The sequence below is a fragment of the Kribbella sp. NPDC002412 genome, assembly GCF_053592935.1.
The window spans coordinates 36,546-59,116 of the sequence record NZ_JBSFBL010000052.1; the positions used below are offsets into that span (position 1 = coordinate 36,546).

At 69.6% G+C, this 22,571-nt stretch carries 25 protein-coding genes; 13 read left to right on the forward strand and 12 right to left on the reverse strand.

Annotation, left to right across the window (positions count from 1 at the left end; all coding sequences use genetic code 11):
* Nucleotides 1-6 precede the first annotated feature (6 nt).
* The 3 genes from ACWCOV_RS32650 (at nucleotide 7) to ACWCOV_RS32660 (ending at nucleotide 2,605) form a co-directional block, all read left to right on the forward strand.
* A complete protein-coding gene (locus tag ACWCOV_RS32650; protein ID WP_449833191.1) occupies nucleotides 7-696 on the forward strand; it encodes a dienelactone hydrolase family protein in 690 nt (229 codons plus the stop codon).
* A gap of 74 nt (nucleotides 697-770) precedes the next feature.
* Entirely contained in the window at nucleotides 771-1,346 is a 576-nt protein-coding gene (locus ACWCOV_RS32655; RefSeq protein WP_449833192.1) for an ArsR/SmtB family transcription factor, read from the forward strand.
* On the forward strand, nucleotides 1,343-2,605 hold the full coding sequence (locus ACWCOV_RS32660; RefSeq protein WP_449833193.1) for an MFS transporter: 1,263 nt from the start codon (nucleotides 1,343-1,345) through the stop codon (nucleotides 2,603-2,605). The genes ACWCOV_RS32655 and ACWCOV_RS32660 overlap by 4 nt, the downstream gene beginning before the upstream one ends.
* Nucleotides 2,606-2,633: 28 nt before the next feature.
* Here ACWCOV_RS32660 and ACWCOV_RS32665 read toward each other — a convergent pair whose 3' ends face one another.
* Entirely contained in the window at nucleotides 2,634-3,575 is a 942-nt protein-coding gene (locus ACWCOV_RS32665) for a cupin domain-containing protein (protein ID WP_449833194.1), read from the reverse strand.
* 91 nt (nucleotides 3,576-3,666) lie between these two features.
* On the opposite strand from ACWCOV_RS32665, the gene ACWCOV_RS32670 reads away from it, so the two are divergent.
* Together ACWCOV_RS32670 and ACWCOV_RS32675 are read left to right on the forward strand one after the other, a co-directional pair.
* Nucleotides 3,667-4,512, forward strand: a complete 846-nt coding sequence (locus ACWCOV_RS32670) for an NAD(P)H-binding protein (RefSeq protein ID WP_449833195.1) — start codon at nucleotides 3,667-3,669, stop codon at nucleotides 4,510-4,512.
* Nucleotides 4,513-4,603: 91 nt separating this feature from the next.
* A complete protein-coding gene (locus ACWCOV_RS32675) occupies nucleotides 4,604-5,887 on the forward strand; it encodes an erythromycin esterase family protein (RefSeq protein ID WP_449833196.1) in 1,284 nt (427 codons plus the stop codon).
* A 136-nt stretch (nucleotides 5,888-6,023) separates the two neighbouring features.
* Here the strand turns inward: ACWCOV_RS32675 and ACWCOV_RS32680 are convergent, their stop codons facing one another.
* The 3 genes from ACWCOV_RS32680 to ACWCOV_RS32690 form a co-directional block, all read right to left on the reverse strand.
* Nucleotides 6,024-7,205 carry a hypothetical protein gene (locus tag ACWCOV_RS32680; protein ID WP_449833197.1) on the reverse strand — a complete coding sequence of 394 codons (1,182 nt, stop codon included), beginning with the start codon at nucleotides 7,203-7,205 and terminating at the stop codon, nucleotides 6,024-6,026.
* Between the two features lie 141 nt (nucleotides 7,206-7,346).
* A complete protein-coding gene (locus ACWCOV_RS32685) occupies nucleotides 7,347-8,162 on the reverse strand; it encodes an ABC transporter permease (RefSeq protein WP_449833198.1) in 816 nt (271 codons plus the stop codon).
* A gap of 1 nt (nucleotide 8,163) precedes the next feature.
* Nucleotides 8,164-9,141, reverse strand: coding sequence for an ATP-binding cassette domain-containing protein (locus ACWCOV_RS32690; RefSeq protein WP_449833199.1), 978 nt, complete (start codon nucleotides 9,139-9,141; stop codon nucleotides 8,164-8,166).
* 88 nt (nucleotides 9,142-9,229) lie between these two features.
* Here ACWCOV_RS32690 and ACWCOV_RS32695 point away from each other — a divergent pair, with 88 nt between their 5' ends.
* Nucleotides 9,230-10,201 carry a helix-turn-helix transcriptional regulator gene (locus tag ACWCOV_RS32695; protein WP_449833200.1) on the forward strand — a complete coding sequence of 324 codons (972 nt, stop codon included), beginning with the start codon at nucleotides 9,230-9,232 and terminating at the stop codon, nucleotides 10,199-10,201.
* Nucleotides 10,198-10,560, forward strand: a complete 363-nt coding sequence (locus ACWCOV_RS32700; protein ID WP_449833201.1) for a YdeI/OmpD-associated family protein — start codon at nucleotides 10,198-10,200, stop codon at nucleotides 10,558-10,560. Before ACWCOV_RS32695 ends, ACWCOV_RS32700 begins: the two co-directional genes overlap by 4 nt.
* Before the next feature lies 1 nt (nucleotide 10,561).
* Here ACWCOV_RS32700 and ACWCOV_RS32705 read toward each other — a convergent pair whose 3' ends face one another.
* The 5 genes from ACWCOV_RS32705 to ACWCOV_RS32725 form a co-directional block, all read right to left on the reverse strand.
* Nucleotides 10,562-11,371 carry a phytanoyl-CoA dioxygenase family protein gene (locus ACWCOV_RS32705; protein WP_449833202.1) on the reverse strand — a complete coding sequence of 270 codons (810 nt, stop codon included), beginning with the start codon at nucleotides 11,369-11,371 and terminating at the stop codon, nucleotides 10,562-10,564.
* A gap of 80 nt (nucleotides 11,372-11,451) precedes the next feature.
* Nucleotides 11,452-12,399 carry a prolyl aminopeptidase gene (pip, locus tag ACWCOV_RS32710; protein ID WP_449833203.1) on the reverse strand — a complete coding sequence of 316 codons (948 nt, stop codon included), beginning with the start codon at nucleotides 12,397-12,399 and terminating at the stop codon, nucleotides 11,452-11,454.
* Between the two features lie 7 nt (nucleotides 12,400-12,406).
* Entirely contained in the window at nucleotides 12,407-13,315 is a 909-nt protein-coding gene (locus tag ACWCOV_RS32715; protein ID WP_449833204.1) for a UbiA prenyltransferase family protein, read from the reverse strand.
* 57 nt (nucleotides 13,316-13,372) lie between these two features.
* A complete protein-coding gene (locus ACWCOV_RS32720) occupies nucleotides 13,373-14,197 on the reverse strand; it encodes a Vgb family protein (RefSeq protein ID WP_449833205.1) in 825 nt (274 codons plus the stop codon).
* Nucleotides 14,178-15,665: an ABC-F family ATP-binding cassette domain-containing protein gene (locus ACWCOV_RS32725; protein WP_449833206.1), complete on the reverse strand. Its 1,488-nt coding sequence runs from the start codon at nucleotides 15,663-15,665 to the stop codon at nucleotides 14,178-14,180. The genes ACWCOV_RS32720 and ACWCOV_RS32725 overlap by 20 nt, the downstream gene beginning before the upstream one ends.
* Nucleotides 15,666-15,767: 102 nt before the next feature.
* Between ACWCOV_RS32725 and ACWCOV_RS32730 the strand changes: the two genes are divergently transcribed.
* Nucleotides 15,768-16,370 (forward strand): TetR/AcrR family transcriptional regulator, encoded by a 603-nt coding sequence (locus tag ACWCOV_RS32730; RefSeq protein WP_449833207.1) that lies wholly within the window; start codon nucleotides 15,768-15,770, stop codon nucleotides 16,368-16,370.
* Nucleotides 16,371-16,386: 16 nt separating this feature from the next.
* Nucleotides 16,387-17,154, forward strand: coding sequence for an SDR family NAD(P)-dependent oxidoreductase (locus ACWCOV_RS32735; protein ID WP_449833208.1), 768 nt, complete (start codon nucleotides 16,387-16,389; stop codon nucleotides 17,152-17,154).
* 11 nt (nucleotides 17,155-17,165) lie between these two features.
* Here the strand turns inward: ACWCOV_RS32735 and ACWCOV_RS32740 are convergent, their stop codons facing one another.
* Nucleotides 17,166-18,692: an LCP family protein gene (locus ACWCOV_RS32740; RefSeq protein WP_449833209.1), complete on the reverse strand. Its 1,527-nt coding sequence runs from the start codon at nucleotides 18,690-18,692 to the stop codon at nucleotides 17,166-17,168.
* Nucleotides 18,693-18,799: 107 nt separating this feature from the next.
* Here ACWCOV_RS32740 and ACWCOV_RS32745 point away from each other — a divergent pair, with 107 nt between their 5' ends.
* Nucleotides 18,800-19,282, forward strand: a complete 483-nt coding sequence (locus ACWCOV_RS32745; protein WP_449833210.1) for a GNAT family N-acetyltransferase — start codon at nucleotides 18,800-18,802, stop codon at nucleotides 19,280-19,282.
* A gap of 72 nt (nucleotides 19,283-19,354) precedes the next feature.
* Nucleotides 19,355-20,170, forward strand: a complete 816-nt coding sequence (locus ACWCOV_RS32750; RefSeq protein WP_449833211.1) for a DUF3152 domain-containing protein — start codon at nucleotides 19,355-19,357, stop codon at nucleotides 20,168-20,170.
* Here ACWCOV_RS32750 and ACWCOV_RS32755 read toward each other — a convergent pair.
* Together ACWCOV_RS32755 and ACWCOV_RS32760 are read right to left on the reverse strand one after the other, a co-directional pair.
* On the reverse strand, nucleotides 20,161-20,529 hold the full coding sequence (locus ACWCOV_RS32755; protein WP_449833212.1) for a VOC family protein: 369 nt from the start codon (nucleotides 20,527-20,529) through the stop codon (nucleotides 20,161-20,163). The two genes, ACWCOV_RS32750 and ACWCOV_RS32755, sit on opposite strands and share 10 nt — an antisense overlap.
* Nucleotides 20,530-20,596: 67 nt before the next feature.
* Complete coding sequence (locus ACWCOV_RS32760) at nucleotides 20,597-21,166, reverse strand: MarR family transcriptional regulator (RefSeq protein WP_449833213.1); 570 nt, start codon at nucleotides 21,164-21,166, stop codon at nucleotides 20,597-20,599.
* A gap of 120 nt (nucleotides 21,167-21,286) precedes the next feature.
* Between ACWCOV_RS32760 and ACWCOV_RS32765 the strand changes: the two genes are divergently transcribed.
* The gene (locus ACWCOV_RS32765; protein ID WP_449833214.1) at nucleotides 21,287-22,057 is read left to right on the forward strand and encodes an SDR family NAD(P)-dependent oxidoreductase; all 771 of its coding nucleotides are present in this window, start codon (nucleotides 21,287-21,289) and stop codon (nucleotides 22,055-22,057) included.
* 198 nt (nucleotides 22,058-22,255) lie between these two features.
* Nucleotides 22,256-22,486 carry a hypothetical protein gene (locus ACWCOV_RS32770; RefSeq protein WP_012924486.1) on the forward strand — a complete coding sequence of 77 codons (231 nt, stop codon included), beginning with the start codon at nucleotides 22,256-22,258 and terminating at the stop codon, nucleotides 22,484-22,486.
* The last annotated feature ends 85 nt before the right edge of the window (nucleotides 22,487-22,571 follow it).

Sequence of the window (22,571 nt, forward strand, 5' to 3'; positions counted from 1 at the left end):
TTGGGGATGGGTGTGACGGTGCGGGTCGGGGAGCAGGACGGGTATCTGGCGCGGGTGGGGCGGGCCGGGATGTTGTTGTTGCCGATGATCACGGGGATCGGGGAGCAGGTTCGGGAGTGGGCTGACGAGTTGGCCGGGGAGGGGATCACGGCGCTCGTGTGGGATCCGTTCAAGGGGCGGAGTACGGACAACTCGACGCGCGAGGAGCTCGGTGCGCTGCTGCGGGAGATGGACGACGACAAGGCGCTGGCCGAGCAGACCGAGTTGCTGGACTACCTGACCGGTGAGCTCGGGTGCAGCAAGGTCGGGGTGATCGGCTGGTGCCTCGGTGGGCGGTTCGCGTTCCTGCTCGCGGCGCGGGACCACCGGGTGACCAACGTGGTCGCGTTCCACCCGACCGTCCCGTCGAAGCTTCCGCCGCACCACACGTACGACGCCATCGCCGAGGCCGGCGCGATCACCGCGCCGGTGCTGGTCAGCTACCCGAGCGCGGACACCGCCGTACCCAACGCCGACTTCGAGGCCCTCCAGACCGTCCTCCAGGCCCGCCCGACCGGCGCGACGTTCACCCAGTACTTCCCGGCCGCCGACCACGGCTTCTCCGACAAGTCCCGCCACGACAAACCGGTCAACGCGGACGCCTTCCGCCTCGCCTGGCCCCAGGCCCTGGCCTTCATGAGGACCACCACCCACTAGACAGGGCCCCGATCAGCCGGAGTTTCCGGCCGCGACCTATTGAGAAGAAATCTTTGCATAGGTATCTTCTCATCATGGCCGACTTCCGACCGCGGGTTCTGTCCGACATCGACGCGCTCAAGGCGCTCGCGCATCCGCTCCGCCAGCAGCTGCTGAACTGGCTTCAGCGGCACGGATCGGCGACGTCCGCCGACCTGGCCGCCGAGTTCGACGAAGACCGCGGCGCGACCAGCTACCACCTGCGGCAGCTGGCCCGGTTCGGGTTCATCGAGGAGGACACCGAGCGCTCCGCCGGACGCCGGAGGTACTGGCGCGCCATCCCGCAGGATGTCCGCCTGCCACGCCGTCCGGCGGACCCCGAGATCGCCCTCGCCGCCGACGAGATCGGCAGGCAGTGGATGGAGCGGGCCGATCGCGACCTGACCGCGTACCTGTCCGACAGACCGGCGTACGGCGACTTTGCCGCGGCTGCCATGCACTCCTTCGGAGCCACCACGCTCACCCCCGAGGAGCTGACCCAGTTCGGCGAGGAGTACATCGCGTTCCTGAACCGGTGGCACCGCGACCCCAGGCAGGCAGCGCCCGGGAGCCGGCACATCTCGGTGGTGTTCCACGCGTTCCCCACCCCGGACCCAGGGGACGCGCAATGACTGCCGCGCCCGCGCAGGAGACCGCCGTACGGCCGTCGTTGTGGCGCAACCGTGAGTTCGTGGCGTTGTGGAGCGGCCAGGTCGTCTCGACACTGGGCGCTTCGATCAGCGGTACGGCGATGCCGCTGCTGGTGCTCGCGACGACTGGCTCGCCGGCCGACGCCGGACTCGTCGGCGCCGCGGGGACACTTCCGTTCCTGATCGCCAACCTGCCGGCCGGAACGCTCGTGGACCGGTGGAACCGGCGCAGGATCCTGCTCATCAGCGAGCTCGTCGCGGGGGTGGCAGTCGCCACTGTCCCGATCGCCCTGTGGTTGGGCGCACTGACGATCGCGCACCTGGCCGTGGTCGCGTTCGTGCAGGGGCTGTGCTTCGTCTTCTTCGGGCTGGCTGAGCGGGCGGCGCTGCCGAAGATCGTTCCGGTCGCGCTGCTGTCCACCGCGGTGGCGCACAACGAAGCCCGGAGCCGGGGCGCGGCGCTGGCCGGTCCGCCGCTGGGCGGTGTGCTGTTCGGCCTCGACCGCGCTGTTCCGTTCGTGGCCGATGCGGTCTCGTACGTCGTGGCCGCCTTCGGGCTGCTGTTCATCAGAAGCAACCTGCAGAACGACGACAAGCCGCCGCCGGAACCGCTGTGGCAGGCGACGGTCACCGGCCTGCGCTGGGTCTGGCGCTACCCGCTGATCCGCGCCGCGATCCTGTTGATTGCTATCAGCAACTTCGTGTTCCAGGCGCTGATGCTGGTCATCGTGGTCCTGGCCCAGCGGCAGGGCGCCACCTCCACCGCGATCGGCGTGATGCTCGGCATCTACAGCGGAGGCGGCCTCGTCGGAGCGCTCGCGGCGACCAAGCTGCACCGCCGCTTCCAGCCCAAGACCGTCATCATCGGGGTCAACTGGGTCTGGGCCGCGCTGCTGCCGTTGTTCGCCATCGCGCCGAGCCCGGTGCTGATCGGTGTCGTCGGAGCTGCGTGCGCGTTCATCGGACCGCTGTGGAACGTCGTGATCGTCACCTACGCAACCGTCCTGGTCCCCAACGAACTGCTGGGCCGCGTCACCAGCGCCGCCATGACCCTCTCCTGGGGAGTCATGCCGCTGGCCTCCCTCAGCGCCGGCTTTCTCCTCACCGCCGTCGGCCCCGTCAGCTCCGTCCTGATCCTCGCCGCCCTGATGCTGACCACCGCGCTGGCCGCGACCGCCAGCCCCTCCGTCCGCCATGCCCCACGCCTGCCGTCCACCGAGAACGCCGACCAACCGGGCTAGCCGCGCGTCGCGGGTGCGGGGGAAGAATTCAGGCGGCAGTTGCGGTGCGGCGGTGGGCTGTGGGGGTGGTGCCCCGGACTCGTTTGAAGGCGACGCTGAGGGCGAAGGCGTTGGCGTAGCCGACTTGGCGGGCGATGGATTCGACGGTGTCCCGGGTGTCGCGGAGGAGGTCGGCGGCGAGGGTGATGCGCCAGCCGGTGAGGTAGGTCATGGGGGCCTCGCCGACGAGCGCGGTGAAGCGGCGGGCCAGGCTGGCTCGGGAGACACCGACGCGGTCGGCGAGCTCGGTCACGCTCCACGGATGCGCCGGATTCTCATGGATCAGCCGCAAGGCAAGTCCGGCAACCGGGTCGCTCTGCGCGTGGTACCACCCCGGCGCGTGCGACTCCGGCCGCGCGAACCACGCCCGCAGCGTGGTGATCAACGCCAGATCGAGCCACCGATCCAGCACGCTCTGCTGACCGGGCTCGTCGCGCTGGATCTCGGCCAGCGCGATGTCCATCACCGACCCCGCCACCTCAGCGGCCGGTACGACGAGCACCGACGGAAGCGCCCCCAGCAGCCGCCGGCTCACGTCTCCGGCCATCTGGTAGGAGCCGCTGACAACCATCGCCTCGCCTTCGGCCCGCCCGCCGTACGTGCGCACCCCGAGCCGCGTGCTGTAGTCGACAGGTGCCCCAGGCAACGGTTCGCACCGTCCGCCCGGGTGGATCCGCAGTTGCGGCGCGGTCCCCAGCGCATCACCCACGATGTACGGCGACGTCCCGGTGAACACCGCCATGTCGCCCTGCTCCATCCGCACCGGCTCGATGCCGTCCCGCTGTACCCAGGCCGAACCGCGGACCAGCGTGGCCAGCGCCAGCGTGGCCTCCTCGCGGATGTCGAGCGCCCAGGGCGGATCCATGATCGTCAGGTTGAACACGCCACCGCGCGCCCGGGTCCCGGCCAGCAGGTCGTCGAGAACGTCCATGTCGACCACAGTACGCCAACTGAGCGTCTCGGACATCGAATTGCGCCGAACAACCATGGTTTGTCTCAACGAACCACGATGAACTTGAGCCATGACAACGACACCGATCCTCATCCTGAGTGGTAAAGGCAAGACCGGCCGCCGCGTCGCCGAGCAGCTCGAGGCGCGCAACGTCCCCTACCGGCTGGCCTCGCGGTCGAGCGCACAGCGCTTCGACTGGTACGACGACAGCACCTGGTCCGCGACAATCGCCGGCGCCGAGACGGCGTACCTGGCACCGCCGGTCGGGCCGACCGGACTCGCCCAGGCCGGCCGATTCATCAAGCAGGCCGCCAACGAGGGCCTCCGCCGGGTCGTGCTGCTGTCCGGTCGCGGCGTCGGCAGCCCGGGGCGCGACTTCGCGGTGTACGACGGCGGGCTCGCGCTCGAGCACGCGGTCAAGGACTCCGGCGCCGACTGGACGATCATCCAGCCGGCCTGGTTCGCGCAGGGCTTCAGCGAGGACTTCCTCCGCTACCACGTGCTGGCCGGCGAGATCCGGGTGTCGGCCGGGACCGGCGGGGAGGCCTGGATCGACACCAACGACGTCGGCGACGTGATGACCGCCGTACTGCTGGACGAGGCCTACACCGGCGCCACCCTCGCCATCTCCGGACCCCGGTACCTGAACATGACCGAGATCGCCGCCGAGCTGACCGCGGCGACCGGCCGGCCGATCGAGTACGTCGACCTCGAGCCGCAGGCTCACGTCACCGAACTGGTCGCGGAGGGCCTCGTCCAGGAGGACGCGGAGGCCGTCCGCGACCTGTTCGCGGTGATCCGCAACCACCGGTCCGAGTACGTCTCCGACGGCGTCCAGCAGGTCCTCGGCCGCGCCCCGCGCGACTTCACCGAGTGGGCCCGCGAGACCGCGAAGACCGGAATCTGGCAGCAGTAGTAGAGCAGGCACCACCCCAGGTCGGGAGACTGCAGGATGGGGAGCGGCGGGCGGCCGGGACAGGGTTGAAGCACCCACCAAGGAGGCTTCGATGAAGAGAGTTCCGGCCGCTGTCGCCCTGCTCGCCGCAGTGGCGCTGCCCGCGTCCACAGCGACCGCAGCGCCGCCCGCGCAAGCGATCCGCAACCCGGTTCCCGCGCTCACCCGAGCAGCCCATCCATTGATCAGCACCGACCCGTCGGGCAACGCCTGGGACCTTCGCCCACTGACCAGGATGGTCGGTACGGCGAAGGTCGTCGGCGTCGGCGAGGCCACGCACAACTCGCACGAGTTCTTCACGCTCAAGCACCGCATCTTCCGGACGCTGGTCGAGCAGAAGGGCTTCACCGCGTTCGTCCTGGAGGCGAGCTGGAGCACCGGTCTCGAGCTCGACCGGTACGTCGTCAGCGGTGTCGGCGACCCGCGCGCGATCATGCGCCGCGAGTTCCAGGGCGCGTACGGATTCTGGAACGTCCAGGAGTACCTCGACCTGATCGAGTGGATGCGCGGCTACAACCGCACCCACACCCGCAAGCTCCGCTTCGTCGGCGACGATGTCGGCTACGCGAGCCCGGCCCTGATCGACCGCGTCGCCGCGAAGGATCCCAGGCTCACCCGTCTGTACGCCGGCATCCGCTCGACCGCGGAGTACAACGAGTGGAGTACGACGTACTTCGCCAAGCCCCTGCAAGAGCGCCAGGCCCTCGAAGCATCCGCCCGCGAAGCCCTGACCATCGTCCAGCAGACCAAGGACCGTTGGGCGATCCAGCACGCGCGGGCGATCTGGCAGACCACCAAGCTGTACTCCTTCGACGTCGAGAGCCCGACAGAGTTGCCGAAGGCAATGTTGTTCCGCGACCAGGCGATGGCCGACAACACGGCCTGGTGGACCAGGACGACCGGTGACAAAGCGGTCCTGTCCGCACACAACGGGCACGTCGGCTACGACTCGTCGATGCCGTCGCAGTACCCGAAGATCCAGGGCGCGTTCCTGCGTGAGCAGCTCGGCAAGGACTACGTCAACGTCGGCCTGAGCTTCGACAGCGGCTCGTTCAACGCCAACGACACCGAGGACCCACAGGGCCAGCTACGTACCTTCACCATCCCGTCCGCACCGGCCGGCAACAACGAGCACACCCTCGACAAGGTCCCGTACGACGACTACCTGGTCGATCTGCGGACCCTCCCGAAGCAGACCAAGGACTGGCTGAACGTCGCCCGCCCGACCCGCGACATCGGCACCGCCTACCCGTGGCCCGACCTCCCGGTGAAGCTCGGCCAGACGTACGACGTTCTGATCCACCTCCACCGGGTCACCGCAGCGCATCTCCGCTGACGGACCGCCAGCACTCCACAATCGGTGTCGAGCAGGCGGACGCACGCTCAGCCGCGCGTCTCCGCGGCAATTGATGAGTGCTGGCGGTCCGCATCGCCCCCGCGCCCACCTGAAAGGCGCGGGGGCGATGCGCCGCTCAGCGGTGGCTGTGCTGCAGCTCGACGTACTCGGAGTGCGTCATCTCCTGGAGCTCGGACGCCGCGGTCTTGGCCTGGAGGTTCGCGCCCTGACCGACGGCGCCGCCGCCGAAGACGATGTTCGCCCAGTTGTTCTGCGCGGTCAGCGTCGTGTTGGCGTTGTCGTCGTTGATGTCCGCGGCGGTGGTGTCGGTGGCGTCACCGTCGCAGTTCCAGTCGATCGGCCCGCTGGCCGCGCCGGACGTCGTCCGGGTGGTGCCGTTCGGGCACTTCCACTTGGTCCTCCACGCCGAGGCTGAGCTGCCGAGGCCGACGGACTCGCGCAGGCTGGTCTCGTTCAGCGCAGCCGGGGCGACGTTCGAGTAGCCCCAGTACAGGGTGCCGTTGGACCGCAGCACCCCGCCGAGCTGGAAGAAGTAGTTCATCACGCTCAGGTAGTTGGGCTTGTAGTTGCCGTGGTCGGTGCCGCCGTGCCGCAGGCCCAGGTTGTGCCCGAGCTCGTGGATGAAGGTGCCGACCTCCTGGTCGTCGGTGCCGGCCCAGCCGCACTTCGGGCCGACGGTGACGATGAACGTGTCGTTCGGGATCGCGAACGCCTGGCCGCTGCTGCAGCCGTTGTCGTAGCTGTCGGCCCACAACATGTAGTGGAAGACCGCACGGCGGGCGCTGGCGAAGTTCGCGTTCTTGATCGCGTTGGTCTGCGACCCGGACGGCTGCAGGTTGTTGTCGTACGGGACCTGGTTGCCGCCGCCGAGGTTGTACGCCGCCCCGGCCGCGGCACCCGCGTCGAGGTGGATCCTGATCCCGGTGGTGCCGTCGGGGTTGCTGACCGGCGCGGACGCGAAGACCTGGACGATCCGGTCCAGGCCGGCGGTGCTGGTCAGCCGGCCGGCCATGTAGTCCATCTCGACGAACAGGTCCTTCTTGGTCGGCGACGCGCCCATCGCGGGCAGGTTCACGTCGATGGTGCCGTCACCGTTGGCGTCGTACCCGTTGGTCTCCCAGGTGTCGGGGAGCGAGTCGCCGTCGGTGTCGGTCGCCAGCACGGCCGCGGCCGCGGCCGGGGCTTCGTCGGGCGCAGACGGAACGGCCGCCACCGCGCTCGAGGTGGCGAGCGCGGCGACGGCCAGGGATCCGAGCATGGATCCGAGCATGCTGAGCAGGGCGGGGCGGGGCCTCATCAGATCTCCTAGTGGGCGGTGGGTGATCTGTCCGCCACCGTAAGTGATCCGCCTCACTTTGCGCGGCTCAGCAGAGCCAGTGGCCCAATTGGGCCAGCACAACCCTCCTCGACGTCCTTCGGACGCTGTGCTGATGTGGGGTCAGTTGGCCGAGCGCAGCATCGCCCGGATGCCGACGGTCAGGCCGAGTACGGCGGTCACGATCGCGGCGACCCAGCCCCACAGGGCCGCGCTGGAGAGCACGTCACCGGAGAACAGCGTCCGCTCGGCGTCGACGACGTACGACAGCGGGTTGAACTTCGCCGCGACCTTCATCCAGCCCGGCCCGGTCTCCAGCGGGAGCAGCATCCCGGACAGGATCATCAGCGGGAACAGGAAGGTCTGCTGCACCACCCAGAACATCCAGTCCTGCTTGCGGACCGCGATCGCCAGCGCGTAGCTGAACGCGCCGAGCCCGACCCCGAACACCGCGAGCAGCGCCAGGCCGACGACCGCGCCGCCCAGGTGCAGGTCGAACGCGAACGGCGTCATCACCGCGATCACCACGACCGCCTGCCCGAACAGCGGCACCATCTCCTTCAGCGCCCGGCCGACCAGCAGCGACGACCGCGACAGCGGCGTGACCAGCATGCGCTCGTGGGCGCCGGTCTGGAACTCGAACAGCAGGTTCGCGCCGGTCGTCGAGGTGCCGAACAGCGTGGTCATCACCAGGATCGACGGGACGAACCACTGCCAGACGCCGTCGCCGAAGGTCGCGCCCATCGAGCCGGCCAGCAACGGCCCGAACAGCCCGAGGAACACCAGCGGCTGGATCATCCCGAACAGCAGCGAGAACGGATCCCGCAGCACCGGCTTCAGCTCCCGGGCCATGACGATCCGGATGTCGCGGACCAGGCTCCGCCGCGGCTCGTCCGCAACCTGGACCGGGGTGGTCGAAAGCGCGAGGGTGGTGGTCATGTCAGGCTGCCTTTCCGTTGGTCGCAGCAGCAGCCTCGCGGAGGCTGCGGCCGGTCAGGTTGAGGAACACGTCGTCGAGGGTCGGGCGATGCACCTGCGCCGCCGCGACCGGTACGCCGTACTGCTGGGCTGCTGTGATCAGCTCCGGAAGCGCCGCCGGCCCGTCCGCGACCCGGACGCTGAGCTCGTCGCCGACGGCAACGACTTCCGTGGCTCCCGGCAACTTCTTCGCCAGCTCGGCGAGCTTCGCGAGGTGGCCCGGCGCGGCCGTGACAGCCAGCCGGTCGCCGGCCAGCTTGGCCTTCAGCGCCTCGGCCGTGTCGTCCGCGATCACCTGGCCGTGGTCCACCACGACGACCCGCTCGGCCATCGAGTCCGCCTCGTCCAGGTAGTGCGTGGTGAGCACGATCGTCATCGCGTACTGCTCGCGCATCCGCAGGATGTGGTCCCACAGGTTCGCCCGGTTCTGCGGGTCCAGCCCGGTCGACGGCTCGTCCAGGAACAGCAGCTTCGGCGCGTGCACGAGACCCATCGCGACATCGAGCCGGCGCCGCTGACCACCGGACAGCTCGGACACCTTGCGGCCGGCCAGCTCGGTCAGCTCCAGCGCCTCCATCAGCTCGCCGGTACGGCGCTTTGCCGCCCGCCGGTCGAGTCCGTAGATGACGCCCTGGCCGACCAGCTCGTCACCGGCCCGCTGGTTGTGGCCGGCGCCGTTGCCCTGGCCGACGTACCCGATCCGGCGGCGGACCTGGCTGGGGTGCGCGGTCACGTCGTACCCGGCGACTGTCGCGGTGCCCGACGTCGGCGCGATCAGGGTGGTGAGCATCCGCAGGGTGGTCGTCTTGCCGGCGCCGTTCGGGCCGAGGACGGCGACCAGCTCGCCGGGTTCGACGTCCAGGCTGATCCCGCGGACGGCGTGCACGGTCTCGGTGCGGCTCACCGCGAAGTCCCGGGTGAGCTCTCGGGTGCTGATCACGGATGTCTCCTTCTGCTGAGGTTGGTAAGCACGACTTTTCCAGCAGTAGCGGACAGGTTCTGGCCTGTACTCGTGGCAATCTGAAGTCATGTCCGAAACCTCGGCCCGACTTCTCTCGCTGCTGTCCCTGCTGCAGGCCCGCCGCGACTGGCCGGGCGCGCTGCTGGCCGAACGACTCGAGGTCAGCCCGCGCACCGTCCGCCGCGACGTCGACCGGTTGCGCGACCTTGGCTACCCCGTGCGCGCGACCAAGGGACCGGACGGCGGCTACCGCCTCGACGCGGGTGCGGACCTGCCGCCGCTGCTGTTCGACGACGACCAGGCGATCGCGGTCGCGGTCGCCCTGCAGACCGCGACCACCACGGTCACCGGCATCGAGGAAGGCGCGTTGCGCGCGCTCGCCACGGTCCGCCAGGTGATGCCCGCACGGTTGCGGCAACGGGTCGACGCGCTCCAGGTCACGACGGTCGACCGGTACGCCGGTTCACGCCGGACGAAGGTGGACTCGGACCACCTGATCGCGATCGGGATGGCGCTCCGGGCCCGGGAGGTACTGCGGTTCGACTACGCGTCACCGCGGGCGTCGAACGACGACGAGTGGGTGCCGCCGCGGAAGGTCGAGCCACACCACCTGGTGACCTGGGGCTGGAAGTGGTACCTGGTCGGCTGGGACCTGGACCGGAAGGACTGGCGGACGTTCCGGGTGGACCGGATGACGCCGAAGACGCCGACCGGTCCGCGGTTCACCCCGCGGGAGCTGCCGGCGCCCGACGTGGCGACGTACATCTCGAACCAGTTCAAGTCCCGGGACCAGTGGCCGTGCCGCGGCGAGGCGATCCTGCAGGCGAAGGCGTCCGACATCGCCCAGTGGGCCGGCCGCGACGCGGTGGTCGAGGAGATCACCCCGACCAGTTGCCGCCTCATCCTCAACGGCTGGTCCTGGACCGGGCTCGCCGCCAACTACGGCATGTTCGAGTGCGACCTGGAGTTCATCGGCCCCCAGGAGCTCAAGGACGCCGCCGCCCACCTGGCCCAGCGCTACACCGCGGCCGCGTCATGAGCACCGAACTCGTGCTCGCCGACGCGAACGCCTGGCACGACTGGCTCACCGAGAACCACCAGGTCAACGACGGGATCTGGCTGGTCCTCGCGAAGAAGAACGTGACCACGCCGACGAGCCTCAGCTACGACCAGGCCCTCGACGAAGCGCTCTGTCACGGCTGGATCGACGGGCAGCGGCGGACGCGCGACGAACGCACCTTCCTGCAGCGGTTCACGCCCCGGCGCCGTCGCAGCATCTGGTCGAAACGGAACGTGGGGATCGTCGCGCGGCTGGAGAGTGAGGGCCGGATGGTTGCAGCCGGGCGTGAGCAGGTGGAACGGGCCAAGGCCGACGGACGGTGGGACCGGGCGTACTGAATCAGTACAGCAACGGGTTGAGGGGAGACGAGACCTGGTCGCCGGGCTGGTTGCCGGGCATCCAGGTGGCCAGGTCGGCCTCCTGGTACTTGTTGGCGGGTGGCGCGATCTCCATCGCGGCGTCGACGTAGATGATCGTCATCACGCGGCGGGGGATGTCCGTGGTGTTCGGCGGCGCGTGGTGGAAGGTCCAGCCGAGGTGGTAGCTGACCTCGCCGAGCTCGTACGGCTCGGAGACCTCGGTGAAGTTCTGCTCGGCCAGCGCCTCTTGCAGGACGCGCTCCGACTCGTCGCTGATCGGCAGGTCCCGGCCGTGCTCGAAGACGTGACTGCCGGCGGCGAACGACAGCGGGCCCATCTCCATCGGCGTCTCCTGCAGCGGCACCCACACCGTCACGCACCGGTCGGTGGTGAACGGCCAGTAGTACTGGTCCGCGTGCCACGGGGTGACCCCGCCGCCGGACTCCTTGTACAGCGCCTGGTCGTGGTAGAGCCGGACCGACTGCACACCGAGCAGCTGCGCCGCGATCCGCGCCAGCCGCGGTGAGGAGACGAACTCCAGCACCTGCTCGCTGTCCTGCCACAGGTTCATCACCTGCAGGAACGCCCTCCCGTAGGTGTCACGCTCGTCCAGCGGCAGGTCCTGGGTGTTCAGCTCGATCACCTTGCCGGTGATCTCCGGCTCGTAGGCCGCGATGGTCTCGGCGCTGAGCACGTTCTTCAGCTTCACGAATCCGTGCTCGGCGAAGTGCGCGATGGCGGACCGGCTGAGGGTGTAGTCGGTCACCAGCTCTGGGCGGGTCAGAGTCATGGGACACAAGGGTTGCGGTGCGCTTTATCGATGTAAAGATCAGTGATCAAATCTTTGCCCGAATCGGAGACTGACCCAGCTCAGCGCGCGAACCGGTCCAGCGCCGCCAGGATCAGCTCGTTCGTCCGGCGTCCACCGGCCCCGTGCCCTTCCTGGTCGACCAGGTGCAACTCGGCGTCCGGCCAGGCTTGGGCCATCATCCAGGCGATGTCCGGCGGACCGCTGATGTCGAGCTTCCCGTGGATCAGCACGCCCGGGATGCCGGCCAGCTTGCCCGCCTCGCGCACCAGCACCCCTTCGTCCAGCCACGCGGCGTTGCTCCAGTAGTGCGTGACGAGCCGGGCGAACCGCATCCGGAAAACCGGATCCTCGAACGCGGCGTCCGGCTTCCAGTCCGGGTGGGTCCGGACGTGCGTGTCCTCCCAGTCACACCAGTCCCGTGCCGCCTTCGCCCGGACGGCGGGATCGGGGTCGTGCAGCAGGCGGCTGTACGCCAGCGCCAGGTTCCCGTCCCGCTGCTCCTCCGGTACGCCGTCCCGGAACCGGGCCCACTCCTCGGGGAAGATGCGGCCCATGTCCCGGGTGATCCACTCGACCTCCCGCCGGCTCGTGTTGGTCACGCTGAACAGGACGATTTCGGAGACCGCTTCCGGGTGCTGCTCGGCGTACGCGAGGCCGAGGGTCGCGCCATGGGACGCGCCCAGCAGCAGCCATTTCTCGATTCCGAGGTGGACCCGGAGTTGCTCGAAGTCCGCGATCAGATGAGCGGTCGTGTTGGTGCTCAGGTCCACGTCCGGCTCGGCCGCGTCCGGCGTACTGCGCCCGCAGTTCCGCTGGTCCACCAGGACGGCCTTGTACGCCGAGGGGTCGAAGTACCGGCGCCATCCCGCGTCGGCACCGGAGCCTGGCCCGCCATGGATCACCAGGGCCGGCTTGCCGTTCGGGTTGCCGCAGACTTCCCAGTAGACGCGGTGGCCGTCGCCGACGTCGAGCAGGCCGTGGTCGTACGGCTCGGTCTCGGGATACATGCTCCGATCACAGCACGCCGGTGTAGGTCAGCGCGAATGTGCCGCAGGGAAAGAGGAACAGGGAGGCGAGCACGATGATCCCCTTGAACGACTGCCCCGGCCCGATCAGCCGCCGGTACGCCGCGATCAGCACCGGCACCATCACCACCTCCAGCACGAGCATGCTGCGCGGGATGATCGTGTCCGTCGCGGCCAGCACGACCGACAGTCCCGCCGCCGCGATCCAGGCGCCGTACCCGATCAGGTACGTCGTCCGCGCGCCGAAGCGGACCGCGATCGTCTGGTACCCGGCGGCCCGGTCGGCTTCGAGATCGGCCAGCGTCGTCGGCAGGTACAGACCGACCGCCGCCAACGTCCCCTGGAGTCCCATCAGCCACGGGAAGCCGCTGAGGTCGGGATTGACGGCCGCCCAACCCGCGAGCGGCCCGAACGCGCCGAGCGCCAGCGCGTTGACCGCGACGTCGAAACCCGCCCGGGTCTTCAACCGCACCGGGGGCACGCTGTACGCGTAGCCGAGCAGGACGGCGAGCAGGACACCGAGCGCGAACACGATCCCGACGTGCAGGCTGATCCCGACCGCGGCGACCGCGGCGGCGAACGCCAGCCGCTTCACGGCCCGCAGCGTGATCCGGCCGTCGAGCAGCGGGGACTTGGACTTGCGCGGGTTCAGCCGGTCGCTCGGGAGGTCGTGCGCGTCGTTGATCGCGAGCACCGCGAGCCACACCAGCGGGCCCATCACGACGGCGCCGACGATCAGCCGCGGCCAGTCCTCGAGCGGCGGGACGAGCCGCCGGGTCGCGAGCAGGATGCCGACGTAGTACGGCACGATCGACACGACCCAGAACGCCGGCCGGCCGACCGCGAGCACGTCCCGGACCCGTGGTGCCGCGGTCCGAATCCCCAGCGTCGTGGTCACACCACCACTCTGCTCCCGCCGGCCCGGACCGGTCCTCCTTCCGGAGAGTGAACCCCCTCACTCTCCCGGTTGAATGTGAGCAACGGAACCCTTCTCGAGCGCCACCCAGACCGATCCGTCCGCGTCCAGGGCCAGCCCGTGCGGCTCGGACCCTTCGCCCAGCGCGACCTCCTCGATCAGGTTGCCCGCGGCATCCAACCGAACAACCGCGCCCGCACCCCACAGGGTGATCCAGCAGCCGCCGTCGTCGGTCGCGGTCACCGCGTGCGGCTTCGACCCGGCCGGCAGCGCGAACTCCTCGATCTTCCCGTCCGGCGTGATCCGGCCGGCCTGATCCGCGAGGATCTCCACGAACCACACCACGTCCGCAACCGCGCTGATCCCGACCGGTCCCGCCGCGTCGGTCGGCAACGGGTACGTCGTCACGTTGCCGCTCGTGGTCATCCGCCCGACCGCGTTGCCCTGGTTGAGCGTGAACCACAGGTCGCCCGCAGCCGCGGTGATCATCGCCGGGAACGCCCCGGACGTTCCGATCGGGTACGTCGTCACCGCGCCGTCGACCGTGATCCGGCCGACCTGATCCGTGTCCATCACCGTGAACCACAACGCGCCGTCCGGCCCCGAGCAGATCCCGTACGGCGACCCCGGCACCTCGAAGGCCGATGCCGACGACCCGATCCGCCCGATCCGGTTGTCCCCACTCCGCGTGAACCACACCGCGCCATCCGGGCCCGGCACGATCACACTCGGCCGTTCGCCGGCGTCGTACCGCTCGCCCGAGAGCCGCGCGACCACACCCGCGTGAACCAGCGTCGTCCACACCTCGCCGTTGACGACAGCAACGCCGTACGGACCGGCGATTTCATGTTCGGTGACCAACAAGATCGGCCTCCTTCAGGTCGAGCACCTCACCACGCCAGCGGGAGCGGAACCGGCGGTCGTGGCTGACCACGACGAGCACGCCCGCGTACTCGTCGAGCGCGTTCTCCAGTTCCTCCACAAGCGCGGGTGACAGGTGGTTGGTGGGTTCGTCGAGCAGCAGGACGTCGTACTGCGTGTTCAGCAAGCGCTCCACGGCGAGCCTGCGGCGTTGACCGGTGGACAGTGCACCGGGTTCGTGCTCGGTGGTCTCCTGGGGGAGGTAGCCGATCCGGCCGCGGCGTTGAACGTAGCCGGAGTCCGGCTGGAGTCGACCGGCAAGTACGTCGAGCAGGGTGGACTTGCCGGCGCCGTTCGGCCCGGTGATCAACAGCCGGTCCTGCACCTCGACCGAGATCGGGTGGAGCCGATCGGTGACCGAGACTCCGACCGCCTCCAGGCCGGCGGGCGCTCCCGTCGTCCGCGGGGACGCTCTGAACCGCATCGGCTTCGCCGGGATCGGCGGAGGGTCGTCCTCCAACCGGCGCAGCCGTTCCTTGGCGTTGCGGATCTTGCTGCGCTCAGCCTGGTTGACGCGGCCGGTCGCGCGGTCGTACGCGACCTTGTTGTTGTCCTTCATCAAGCCGCGATGCGAGACCCGGTCGGCCGTGGTCCGGACGGTGACGCGCATAGCGGCGACCTCGTCCTCCCACTGCTGCCGGGTCTGCTCGGCCCGCGCCCGCTCAGCGGCCTTCTCGGCCAGGTAGCCCTGGTATCCGTTGCCGTAGCGGGTGACCCGATGCGTTTCGCCGTCGACCTCGAACAGTGTCGAGGCCACGCGCTCCAGGAACGCGCGATCGTGCGACACCACGACGGTCGTGCAGCGCCTGGATCGGAGATGGTCCTCCAGCCAGGTCGCGGCGGTCACGTCGAGGTGGTTGGTCGGCTCATCCAGCAAGAGGATCTCGGGCGACGACGCGAGCACGGCGGCGAGGTGCAAGCGAGCGAGCTCACCGCCGGACAGTGTGGCCAGGACCCGGTCGCCCGGGAGGTCGCTGAGACCGAGGCCGTGAGTCGCTCGGGCGAAGCGGGCGTCCGCGTCGTAGCCCTCGCGGACCTCGAACGCGGTCTGCAGCTCGCCGTACTCGTCGAGCACATCGTGACCGGCGGCGAGCAGGTGCTCCAGCTCGCGGAGCCGGGCCTCGATCCGGCGAAGGTCCGCCAAGGCGTGGTCGGCGAGGGCCGCGACGTCCAGGTGGAGTGGCAACGGGTTGTCCTGGGCAAGGAAGCCGAGGCTTCCGGCCGCGACGACCGTGCCGTCGGTGGGTGGTTCGAGGCCGGCCGCCATCCGCAGCAGGGTCGACTTGCCGGAGCCGTTCTCGCCGATCAGGCCGCTGACCTGTCCGGGCGGGAAGGCGCAGGTGACCTGGTCGAGCACCAGACGGTGGTCGTAGGACTTGGTGAGGTCGTGCAGAGACAGCTGCGTAGACATGGAGATCCTCCTGACGCGCGCGGGTTCGTTGTCGGAACGGCCGGGGTCAGAAGATCACTGCTGCCTCCACTAATGCGACGAATGTTGCATTAAGATGATGCCATGACGACAGGCGAGCGCGCAAGCAGGCCGGGTGGGCGGACGGCGCGGGTGCGGACCGACGTGCTGACGGCGGTCGAGGCAGAGCTGGCCGAGCACGGGTACGACGGGTTGACGATCGATGCGGTCGCGGCGCGGTCCGGCGTCCACCGGACGACGGTTTACCGGCGATGGAAGACGGTGGCCGGGCTGCTCGTCGACCTGCTGCAGGCAGGGCTCGACGACTCGTGGGAGCCGGCCGACACCGGTTCGCTCGAGGGGGACCTGGTCGAGCTCAACCGCGAGGTGCACGAGGCGCTGACCGCGCGGCCGTCGGTGACCCAGGCGGTGATCGCGGCCTCGTTCCGTACGCCGGAAGCCGCCGAGGCCCTGACCGCGTTCTGGGTGGACCGGTATCGCCGGAGCGCGGACGTCGTACGGCGAGCCGTCGTACGCGGGGAGGTGGATGAGGCGACCGATCCGCACGAGGTCGTGATGGCCGCGACCGCCCCGCTCTACCACCAGCTCGTGCTGCTCCGGCAGCCGTTGTCCCAGGCGGCGGCTGACCGCTACGCGAGAGCAGCCGCCGCATCCGCCCGCTCCGGATTAGGGTCTACTCACGCCTAGGTTTGAGGAGACTGCGTTGACTGGACGTCTGACGAACGAGGTCGTGCTGGTGACCGGAGCCGCGCGCGGGATCGGGCGGGCGGTGGCCGCGAAGGCCGCGGAGGAAGGCGCTGCCGTCGCGCTGGTCGACGTACTGGCCGACCAGCTCACCGCGACGACCGCTGAGCTCCAGGAGACCGGCGCGAAGGTCGCCGCCGCGGTCGGCGACATCACCGACGAGACCTCCGTCCGGCAGGCCGTCGAGAAGCTCACCGACGACCTCGGCTCGCCGATCACGGTGCTGGTCAACAACGCCGGCAAGAACGCGTACGCCGACGCCACCAAGATGACCGTCGAGGAGTGGGACGGCGTCTTCAACGTGGACCTGAAGGGCGCCTGGCTGATGGCCCGGCAGGTGCTGCCCTCGATGATCGAGAACCGGCACGGCTCGATCGTCAACATCGCCTCGATCCACTCCAGCCTGACCACGGCCGGCATGTTCCCGTACGCCGCGGCCAAGTCCGGCCTGGTCGGGATGACCCGCAGCCTCGCCCTCGACGTCGCGCCGCACCAGGTCCGGGTGAACGCGGTCAGCCCCGGCTACATCGGCACCGACCTGCTCGAGGAGTTCTTCGACACCATCCCCGGCGAACGCGAGAAGGCGCTCAGCGTGCACCCGCTGGGCCGCATCGGGACGCCGGAGAACGTCGCCGAGGTGGTCTGCTTCCTGGCCTCGCCGGCCGCCGCCTTCGTCACCGGCGCGAACTGGGCGGTCGACGGCGGTCTCGGCGTCCGCTACGCCTGACCCCAGCGAGCTCAGCCGGGGTTGTAGGCGCAGGCCTCGGCGAGGTTGTCCGAGGTGGTCGGCGTCGCGGTCGGCTTGCTGGTCGGCTTGCTGGTCGGCCGGCGCGTCGTCGTCGTTGCCGGTGCGGTCGGGCGCGGCTTCGGCTGCGGGTTGAGCGCGGTGCGCACGATGGTCCGCATGCCGGCGTAGTTGGGGTTGCGCCCGTTCGGGTAGTTCTTCTGCTTGTCGAGGTCGACGTTGCTGATCTTGGCCGACTTCACCTTCTGGCCGAGGCCGATCAGGTGCGCCATCAGGTCCGGCGGGACGTCGGTGCGGATCAGTTCCTCGCCGGCCTTCGCGATCGACTGGTAGTTCGTGAGGACGTTCTGCGGGGTGGCGCGTTCGACGATCGCCTTGATCGTGCAGCGCTGACGCGCCTGCCGCGCGACGTCCGCGCCCGGCACCTGGTAGCGGCCGCGGGCGAACCAGAGCGCGTCCTCGCCGTTCAGGTGCCGGTTCGGACCGGGCTCGAGGTAGCGGCTCGGCGGGATCTTCTTGTCGTCGTTCCCGCCGACCGGCACCGGGTAGTTGATGTTCACCGTGATCCCGCCGAGCGCCTCGACCAGCTGCTCGAACCCGGCCAGGTTGATCTGCACGTAGTAGTGCAGCTTCAGCCCGAGCGCCTCGCCGACCGACAGCTTCAGCACGTCGGCGCCCTCGTTGTCCGAGGGCCCGAGAATCCCGCGATGCAGCTCCGGCACCATCCGGTACATCGCGTCGAGGTAGAAGTTCGGCTGCTCCTTGGGTCCGTTCGGGTCCCAGAAGCCGGTCGGGTAGAGCTTGGACAGCGGCGAGTCCTTCGGGAACGGCATCCGCATCCAGTTCCGGGTCAGCGAGATCAGCGCGGTGTCCCCGGTCTTGGTGTCGATACTCGCGACCATCACGGTGTCGGTCCGGGTCCCGTCCCGCCCTTCGCCGTCGTCCGCGCCGAGCAGCAGGATGTTCAGCCGGGGGAGCTGCGCCCACACGTCCTTGGGGTTGGTGATCGTCGGCCGCGTCTGACTCTTCGTCTTCTCGTTCCCGAACACCTTGCGCACCAGGCTGCGTTGCGCCATCAGCGTCTGCGCTCCGAGCGCCGTACTGGACGCCATGCCGAAGCAGACCAGCCCGACCACCACCGCGCCGAACAGTCTCGACACCGGCGGCGCCGTGAGAGGCCGCAGCATCTTGTACGACGTGACGAGAACGACGACCCAGCACACGGCGGCCGCGGCCAGCCCGCCGACCATCCAGAGCAGCAACTCCGGATCCAGGGCCCACCCGATCACGTCGTCCCGGCGCTGCAGGCCGACGTACGCGGCGGCGCCGTACACCGTGAGGCTGATCAGCGTCACCACGGCGCCGAGCCGGAACCGGCGGGCCGCCAGGTACGCCGTACCGGGGAGAAGGACGCCGAGGACGGCGAGCGCCAGTGCGGCGAGGGACGACCGTTGCCGAGGTGTCGAGCGCCGGGCTCGACCGGGACGCGCGGCGCGGCGGGCTCTGGTGCTCGGGGACACGACGCTCCTGCTCGATCGGCGGCAAGACAGTGGACACGTCCCCGGTTCGCGTCCACTTCCTACGATTCCCTGACCGGACAAAAAGTTCGGACTGGCAGGATGGTTTGGTGACTGACATTCAGGTACGGCGGGCCAAGCCGGACGACGCAGACGCCCTGGTCCGGCTGCGTGGCCTCATGCTCGAGGCGATGGGCAACGACGCCGGCGGCCCGGACGCCCCGTGGCGGGGGATCGCGCGGGAGTGGTTCGCCGGGCAGCTAGCGTCGCCGGAGACCTTCGCCGCGTACGTCGTCGACGACCCGAGCGTCGGCGTGGTCGCGGGCGCGGCGGGCAACGTCTACGTCCACCCACCGGGCCCGAAGGACCTCACCACGCTCCGCGGTCACCTGTACAACGTGAGCACCGAGCCGGACTTCCGCCGCCGCGGACTCGCGCGGGCCTGCGTGGTCGCCTTGATGGACTGGTTCCGCGACGAGACCGCCGTCGGCCAGGTCGAGCTGCACGCGACCGACGACGGTATCGACCTCTACCGGGCACTGGGGTTCGTCGAGGCGAACTACCCGACGATGCGCTTCTCCAACGTGGGATGAGAAGGGTTTCTGGGCACCCGGGCAAGAACGAGTGAGAATGCGCCCAAAGGGGCGCTGTGAGGAGCTCACCAGATGCGCCGTCGGAGTGTTGCCAGGACGACCGGGTTGGCGATCGCGGCCGTGGTCGCGGTCGGAGCGTTGTACCAGCTACCCGCCAGCCCGTTCGCCCGGCACGGCTACCCGGCCCGCCCGGTCGCGGAGTCGTCGGAGCAGGCGCAGAGCGTGCAGCAGCCCGTCAGGCCGGTCGACCCGGGCGAGCGCTCCACCTCGGCCCCCGCGCGTTCGCAACCACAGATCACCTACCCGGCCCGCGGGTCCGCGTCGTACGCCGTCCTGCCCGGGAACCCGGCGGTCATCGGCCGCGGCGGCCGGGTGCTCACCTTCCAGATCGCGATCGAGGGCGGCATCGAGGGGGTCGACCGGACCGCGCTGGCGCAGTTCGTCCGGGCGACGTACGGCGCGCCGCAGGGCTGGGCGTCTCAGCGGCTCTGGCGCTTCCGGCAGGTGGGTCCGGGCGAGAACCCGGACTTCACGCTGATGCTGGTGACGCCCGCGACGCGCGACGCGATCTGTGGTGGCGGGTACGACCGGTACACCAGTTGCCGGATCGGCGACCGGGTCGTGCTCAACATCGCGCGCTGGGTGCACGGAGTGCCGAACTACGGTGCATCGCTGGCGGCGTACCGGCAGTACATGATCAATCACGAGACCGGACACCGGCTCGGCCGCGGCCACGAGCTGTGCCCGGGACCCGGCCGGCCGGCGCCGGTCATGCAGCAACAAACGCTGGGCCTGCACGGCTGCACGCCGTACTCCTGGCCTTACCTCCACGGCGCCCGCTACAAGGGCCGCTTGGGCCAGTACGACGACCCGGTGCCTCATTCCTGAAGGACTGCCAGGGTGTTGCCCGCGGGGTCCTTGAACCAGGCGATCGCCGGGCCCCGCGGGTCGCGAAGGATGCCGAGCTCGTCGTGGTCGTCGCTGTACCGCTCGAAGGTCACTCCGGAGGCGGCCAGCTCCCGCACGGTCTTCTCGATGTCGTCGACCGAGAAGTTCAGCACGGTGTGCTCGGCCGGCACGTGGTTGTCCTTCGGATAGACCATGACCGGGTTGCCGCCGGCGACGTTCAGCCGGAGCAGCCCGTTCTCCTCGGCCACGTCGAGTCCGAGCTTGCCGCCGTAGAACTCCTTGGCGGCCGGGATGTCGTTCACCGAGAAACTGCTGAACGCCTTCGTGTCCTTGAACATGACATACCTCCCTGGGATCAGGTTTACCTCAGGTACGTCGTTGCGGACACCGCCGGCTCGACATGGGTCAGTTGTGGATGGCCACCTGTGGGACGGCTGCGGTGACGGCGGCGGACTCGAGGCCGTCGGCCACGGTGTGCAGCAGCCGGATCAGGTGGCCGGCGTCGGTCGGGCCGAGGATGCCGGTCACGACGTCCAGCACGCGCACCGTCAGAGCGTCCAGCTGGGAGAGGCGGGCCTGGCCGAGTGAGGTGACGGTCAGCCGCGGGTCCGTCCGGACCATGCCGAGCGCCTCCAGCTCGGCGATCGCGAGCTCCGCCTCGCCGGGCGTCGTACCGACCTGGTCGGCGACTTCCTCGGCGTTGCGGCGGCCGTTCGCGATCGCGCTCAGCACCAGCGCCGCGGGCATCTTCAGGCCGACCGCGTCCTGCAGGCCGAGGACGAGGGGATGCGCGTGGCCGCGGACGCGCTCGACCGCGTCGAGCAGCCGCAGCGCGTCGCCGACGTCGCCGATCAGCTGCTCGGTCTGCACGGCCGCAAGGCCGGTGGGTTGGACCCGATCGGGTGCTTGCACGACCCCGTCGGCCCGTCGTTGCGGGACCGCCAGGGACTTCGTTCCAGCGTCTTCGATGGTCACGAAATCCAGCGTACGGACTCCTTCTGACAGCCCGGCGTGTCGTTCCTGAGGAAACCCTATGAATTCTCAATCGAACAGATCCTCGACCGGTTGCGCTCCGGATCGTCTACGCTCCGGGACATGCGGCTGACCGGGAAACGTGCGCTGGTGATCGGTGGCGGTGGCGCGGGAATCGGCCGCGCCGTGGGCAACGCCTTCGCCGACGAAGGCGCGGCGGTCGTTGTGGTGGACATCGATCCCGCGCGCGCCGAGGAGGCGGCCGCCGAGCTCCGGCAGCGTGGCGCGACGGCGTACCCGTTCGCCGGCGATGTCCGTTCCCTGCCTGACATCGAGGCCATGGTCGCCGCGGCGGTAAAGCAACTAGGCGGGCTGGACGTCCTGGTCACGGTGGTCGGCGGGCAGGTGGCCTTCGTCCCCGCGGTCAAGCTGCACGAGATGACCGATGACGACTGGGACACCATCTACGAGGTCAATCTCCGCTACGTGATGCGCGCCGTCCGCGCGGCCGTGCGGGTCTTCCTCGACCAGGGCGGCGGCGGCTCGATCGTCAGCGTTGGATCGGTGACCGGCATCATGGCCGCTCCCGAACAGGCGGCGTACGGCGTGATGAAGGCGGGCCTGCTCAGTCTCGCCCGCACGGTGTCGGCCGAGTACGCCCGCGACGGCATCCGGATGAACGTCGCGGCCGGCGGCGCGATCGCGACAGCGGTGGCGAACACCGCACCCGACGCGGGCGGCGACTGGATCGACGAGATCCCGGTCGGCCGGCTCGGCCGGTCCGAGGAGATCGCCGAGGCCGTCGTCTACCTCGCCTCGGACGCGTCGGCCTACGTCACCGGCCAGCAACTCGTGCTCGACGGCGGGGTCTCCACCCGCGGTCCGTTCGGCTGACTGCGGTAATCGAACAAAGGCTCGAAGAATTCGGTCCTGGACGGTCTCGGAAAAGTTCGCCGAATCGCGATCGGGGCGTGACTTCGGGTCCGCGTCCTCCGTTGGATCTGACGTGACGGTGAACACACGGCGCACCGCCATCGCGCTCGCTCCGCGTTCCCAGGCCGGCCACCCTCGAGTTACAAGCCAGGAGGACCAGTGACAACCGCCACCGCCACCCAGACGTCTGAGCGCCGACGCGTCCGAGTCTGGTTCGGTGAGCACGTGATCGCCGACTACAACGCCGAGCCGGCGTTGGCCGAGCGGTACGCACACGCCATGAGCCGCCGCTTCGCCGGTCTTCGGGTCACCAACGACCCGATGCCGGCGGTCGACCGGCTCCCCGACCCCCTGCCCGGCGAGCGCATGTGGGACGTAGCACCCCGCTGAGAAGCACTCGGCACCTTTTCGCGTTCCGTATCGACGATCCGGGCCGCGGACCAGATCCTCGTGATCGAGGCCGGGCGGATCGTCG

What these genes read in the sequence shown, in the direction of transcription:
- ACWCOV_RS32650 (WP_449833191.1), top strand. Translation starts at nt 7, where the DNA reads ATGGGTGTGACGGTGCGGGTCGGGGAGCAGGACGGGTATCTGGCGCGG.
- ACWCOV_RS32655 (WP_449833192.1), top strand. Translation starts at nt 771, where the DNA reads ATGGCCGACTTCCGACCGCGGGTTCTGTCCGACATCGACGCGCTCAAG.
- ACWCOV_RS32660 (WP_449833193.1), top strand. Translation starts at nt 1,343, where the DNA reads ATGACTGCCGCGCCCGCGCAGGAGACCGCCGTACGGCCGTCGTTGTGG.
- ACWCOV_RS32665 (WP_449833194.1), bottom strand. Translation starts at nt 3,575, where the DNA reads ATGGACGTTCTCGACGACCTGCTGGCCGGGACCCGGGCGCGCGGTGGC.
- ACWCOV_RS32670 (WP_449833195.1), top strand. Translation starts at nt 3,667, where the DNA reads ATGACAACGACACCGATCCTCATCCTGAGTGGTAAAGGCAAGACCGGC.
- ACWCOV_RS32675 (WP_449833196.1), top strand. Translation starts at nt 4,604, where the DNA reads ATGAAGAGAGTTCCGGCCGCTGTCGCCCTGCTCGCCGCAGTGGCGCTG.
- ACWCOV_RS32680 (WP_449833197.1), bottom strand. Translation starts at nt 7,205, where the DNA reads ATGAGGCCCCGCCCCGCCCTGCTCAGCATGCTCGGATCCATGCTCGGA.
- ACWCOV_RS32685 (WP_449833198.1), bottom strand. Translation starts at nt 8,162, where the DNA reads ATGACCACCACCCTCGCGCTTTCGACCACCCCGGTCCAGGTTGCGGAC.
- ACWCOV_RS32695 (WP_449833200.1), top strand. Translation starts at nt 9,230, where the DNA reads ATGTCCGAAACCTCGGCCCGACTTCTCTCGCTGCTGTCCCTGCTGCAG.
- ACWCOV_RS32700 (WP_449833201.1), top strand. Translation starts at nt 10,198, where the DNA reads ATGAGCACCGAACTCGTGCTCGCCGACGCGAACGCCTGGCACGACTGG.
- ACWCOV_RS32705 (WP_449833202.1), bottom strand. Translation starts at nt 11,371, where the DNA reads ATGACTCTGACCCGCCCAGAGCTGGTGACCGACTACACCCTCAGCCGG.
- pip (WP_449833203.1), bottom strand. Translation starts at nt 12,399, where the DNA reads ATGTATCCCGAGACCGAGCCGTACGACCACGGCCTGCTCGACGTCGGC.
- ACWCOV_RS32725 (WP_449833206.1), bottom strand. Translation starts at nt 15,665, where the DNA reads ATGTCTACGCAGCTGTCTCTGCACGACCTCACCAAGTCCTACGACCAC.
- ACWCOV_RS32730 (WP_449833207.1), top strand. Translation starts at nt 15,768, where the DNA reads ATGACGACAGGCGAGCGCGCAAGCAGGCCGGGTGGGCGGACGGCGCGG.
- ACWCOV_RS32750 (WP_449833211.1), top strand. Translation starts at nt 19,355, where the DNA reads ATGCGCCGTCGGAGTGTTGCCAGGACGACCGGGTTGGCGATCGCGGCC.
- ACWCOV_RS32755 (WP_449833212.1), bottom strand. Translation starts at nt 20,529, where the DNA reads ATGTTCAAGGACACGAAGGCGTTCAGCAGTTTCTCGGTGAACGACATC.
- ACWCOV_RS32765 (WP_449833214.1), top strand. Translation starts at nt 21,287, where the DNA reads ATGCGGCTGACCGGGAAACGTGCGCTGGTGATCGGTGGCGGTGGCGCG.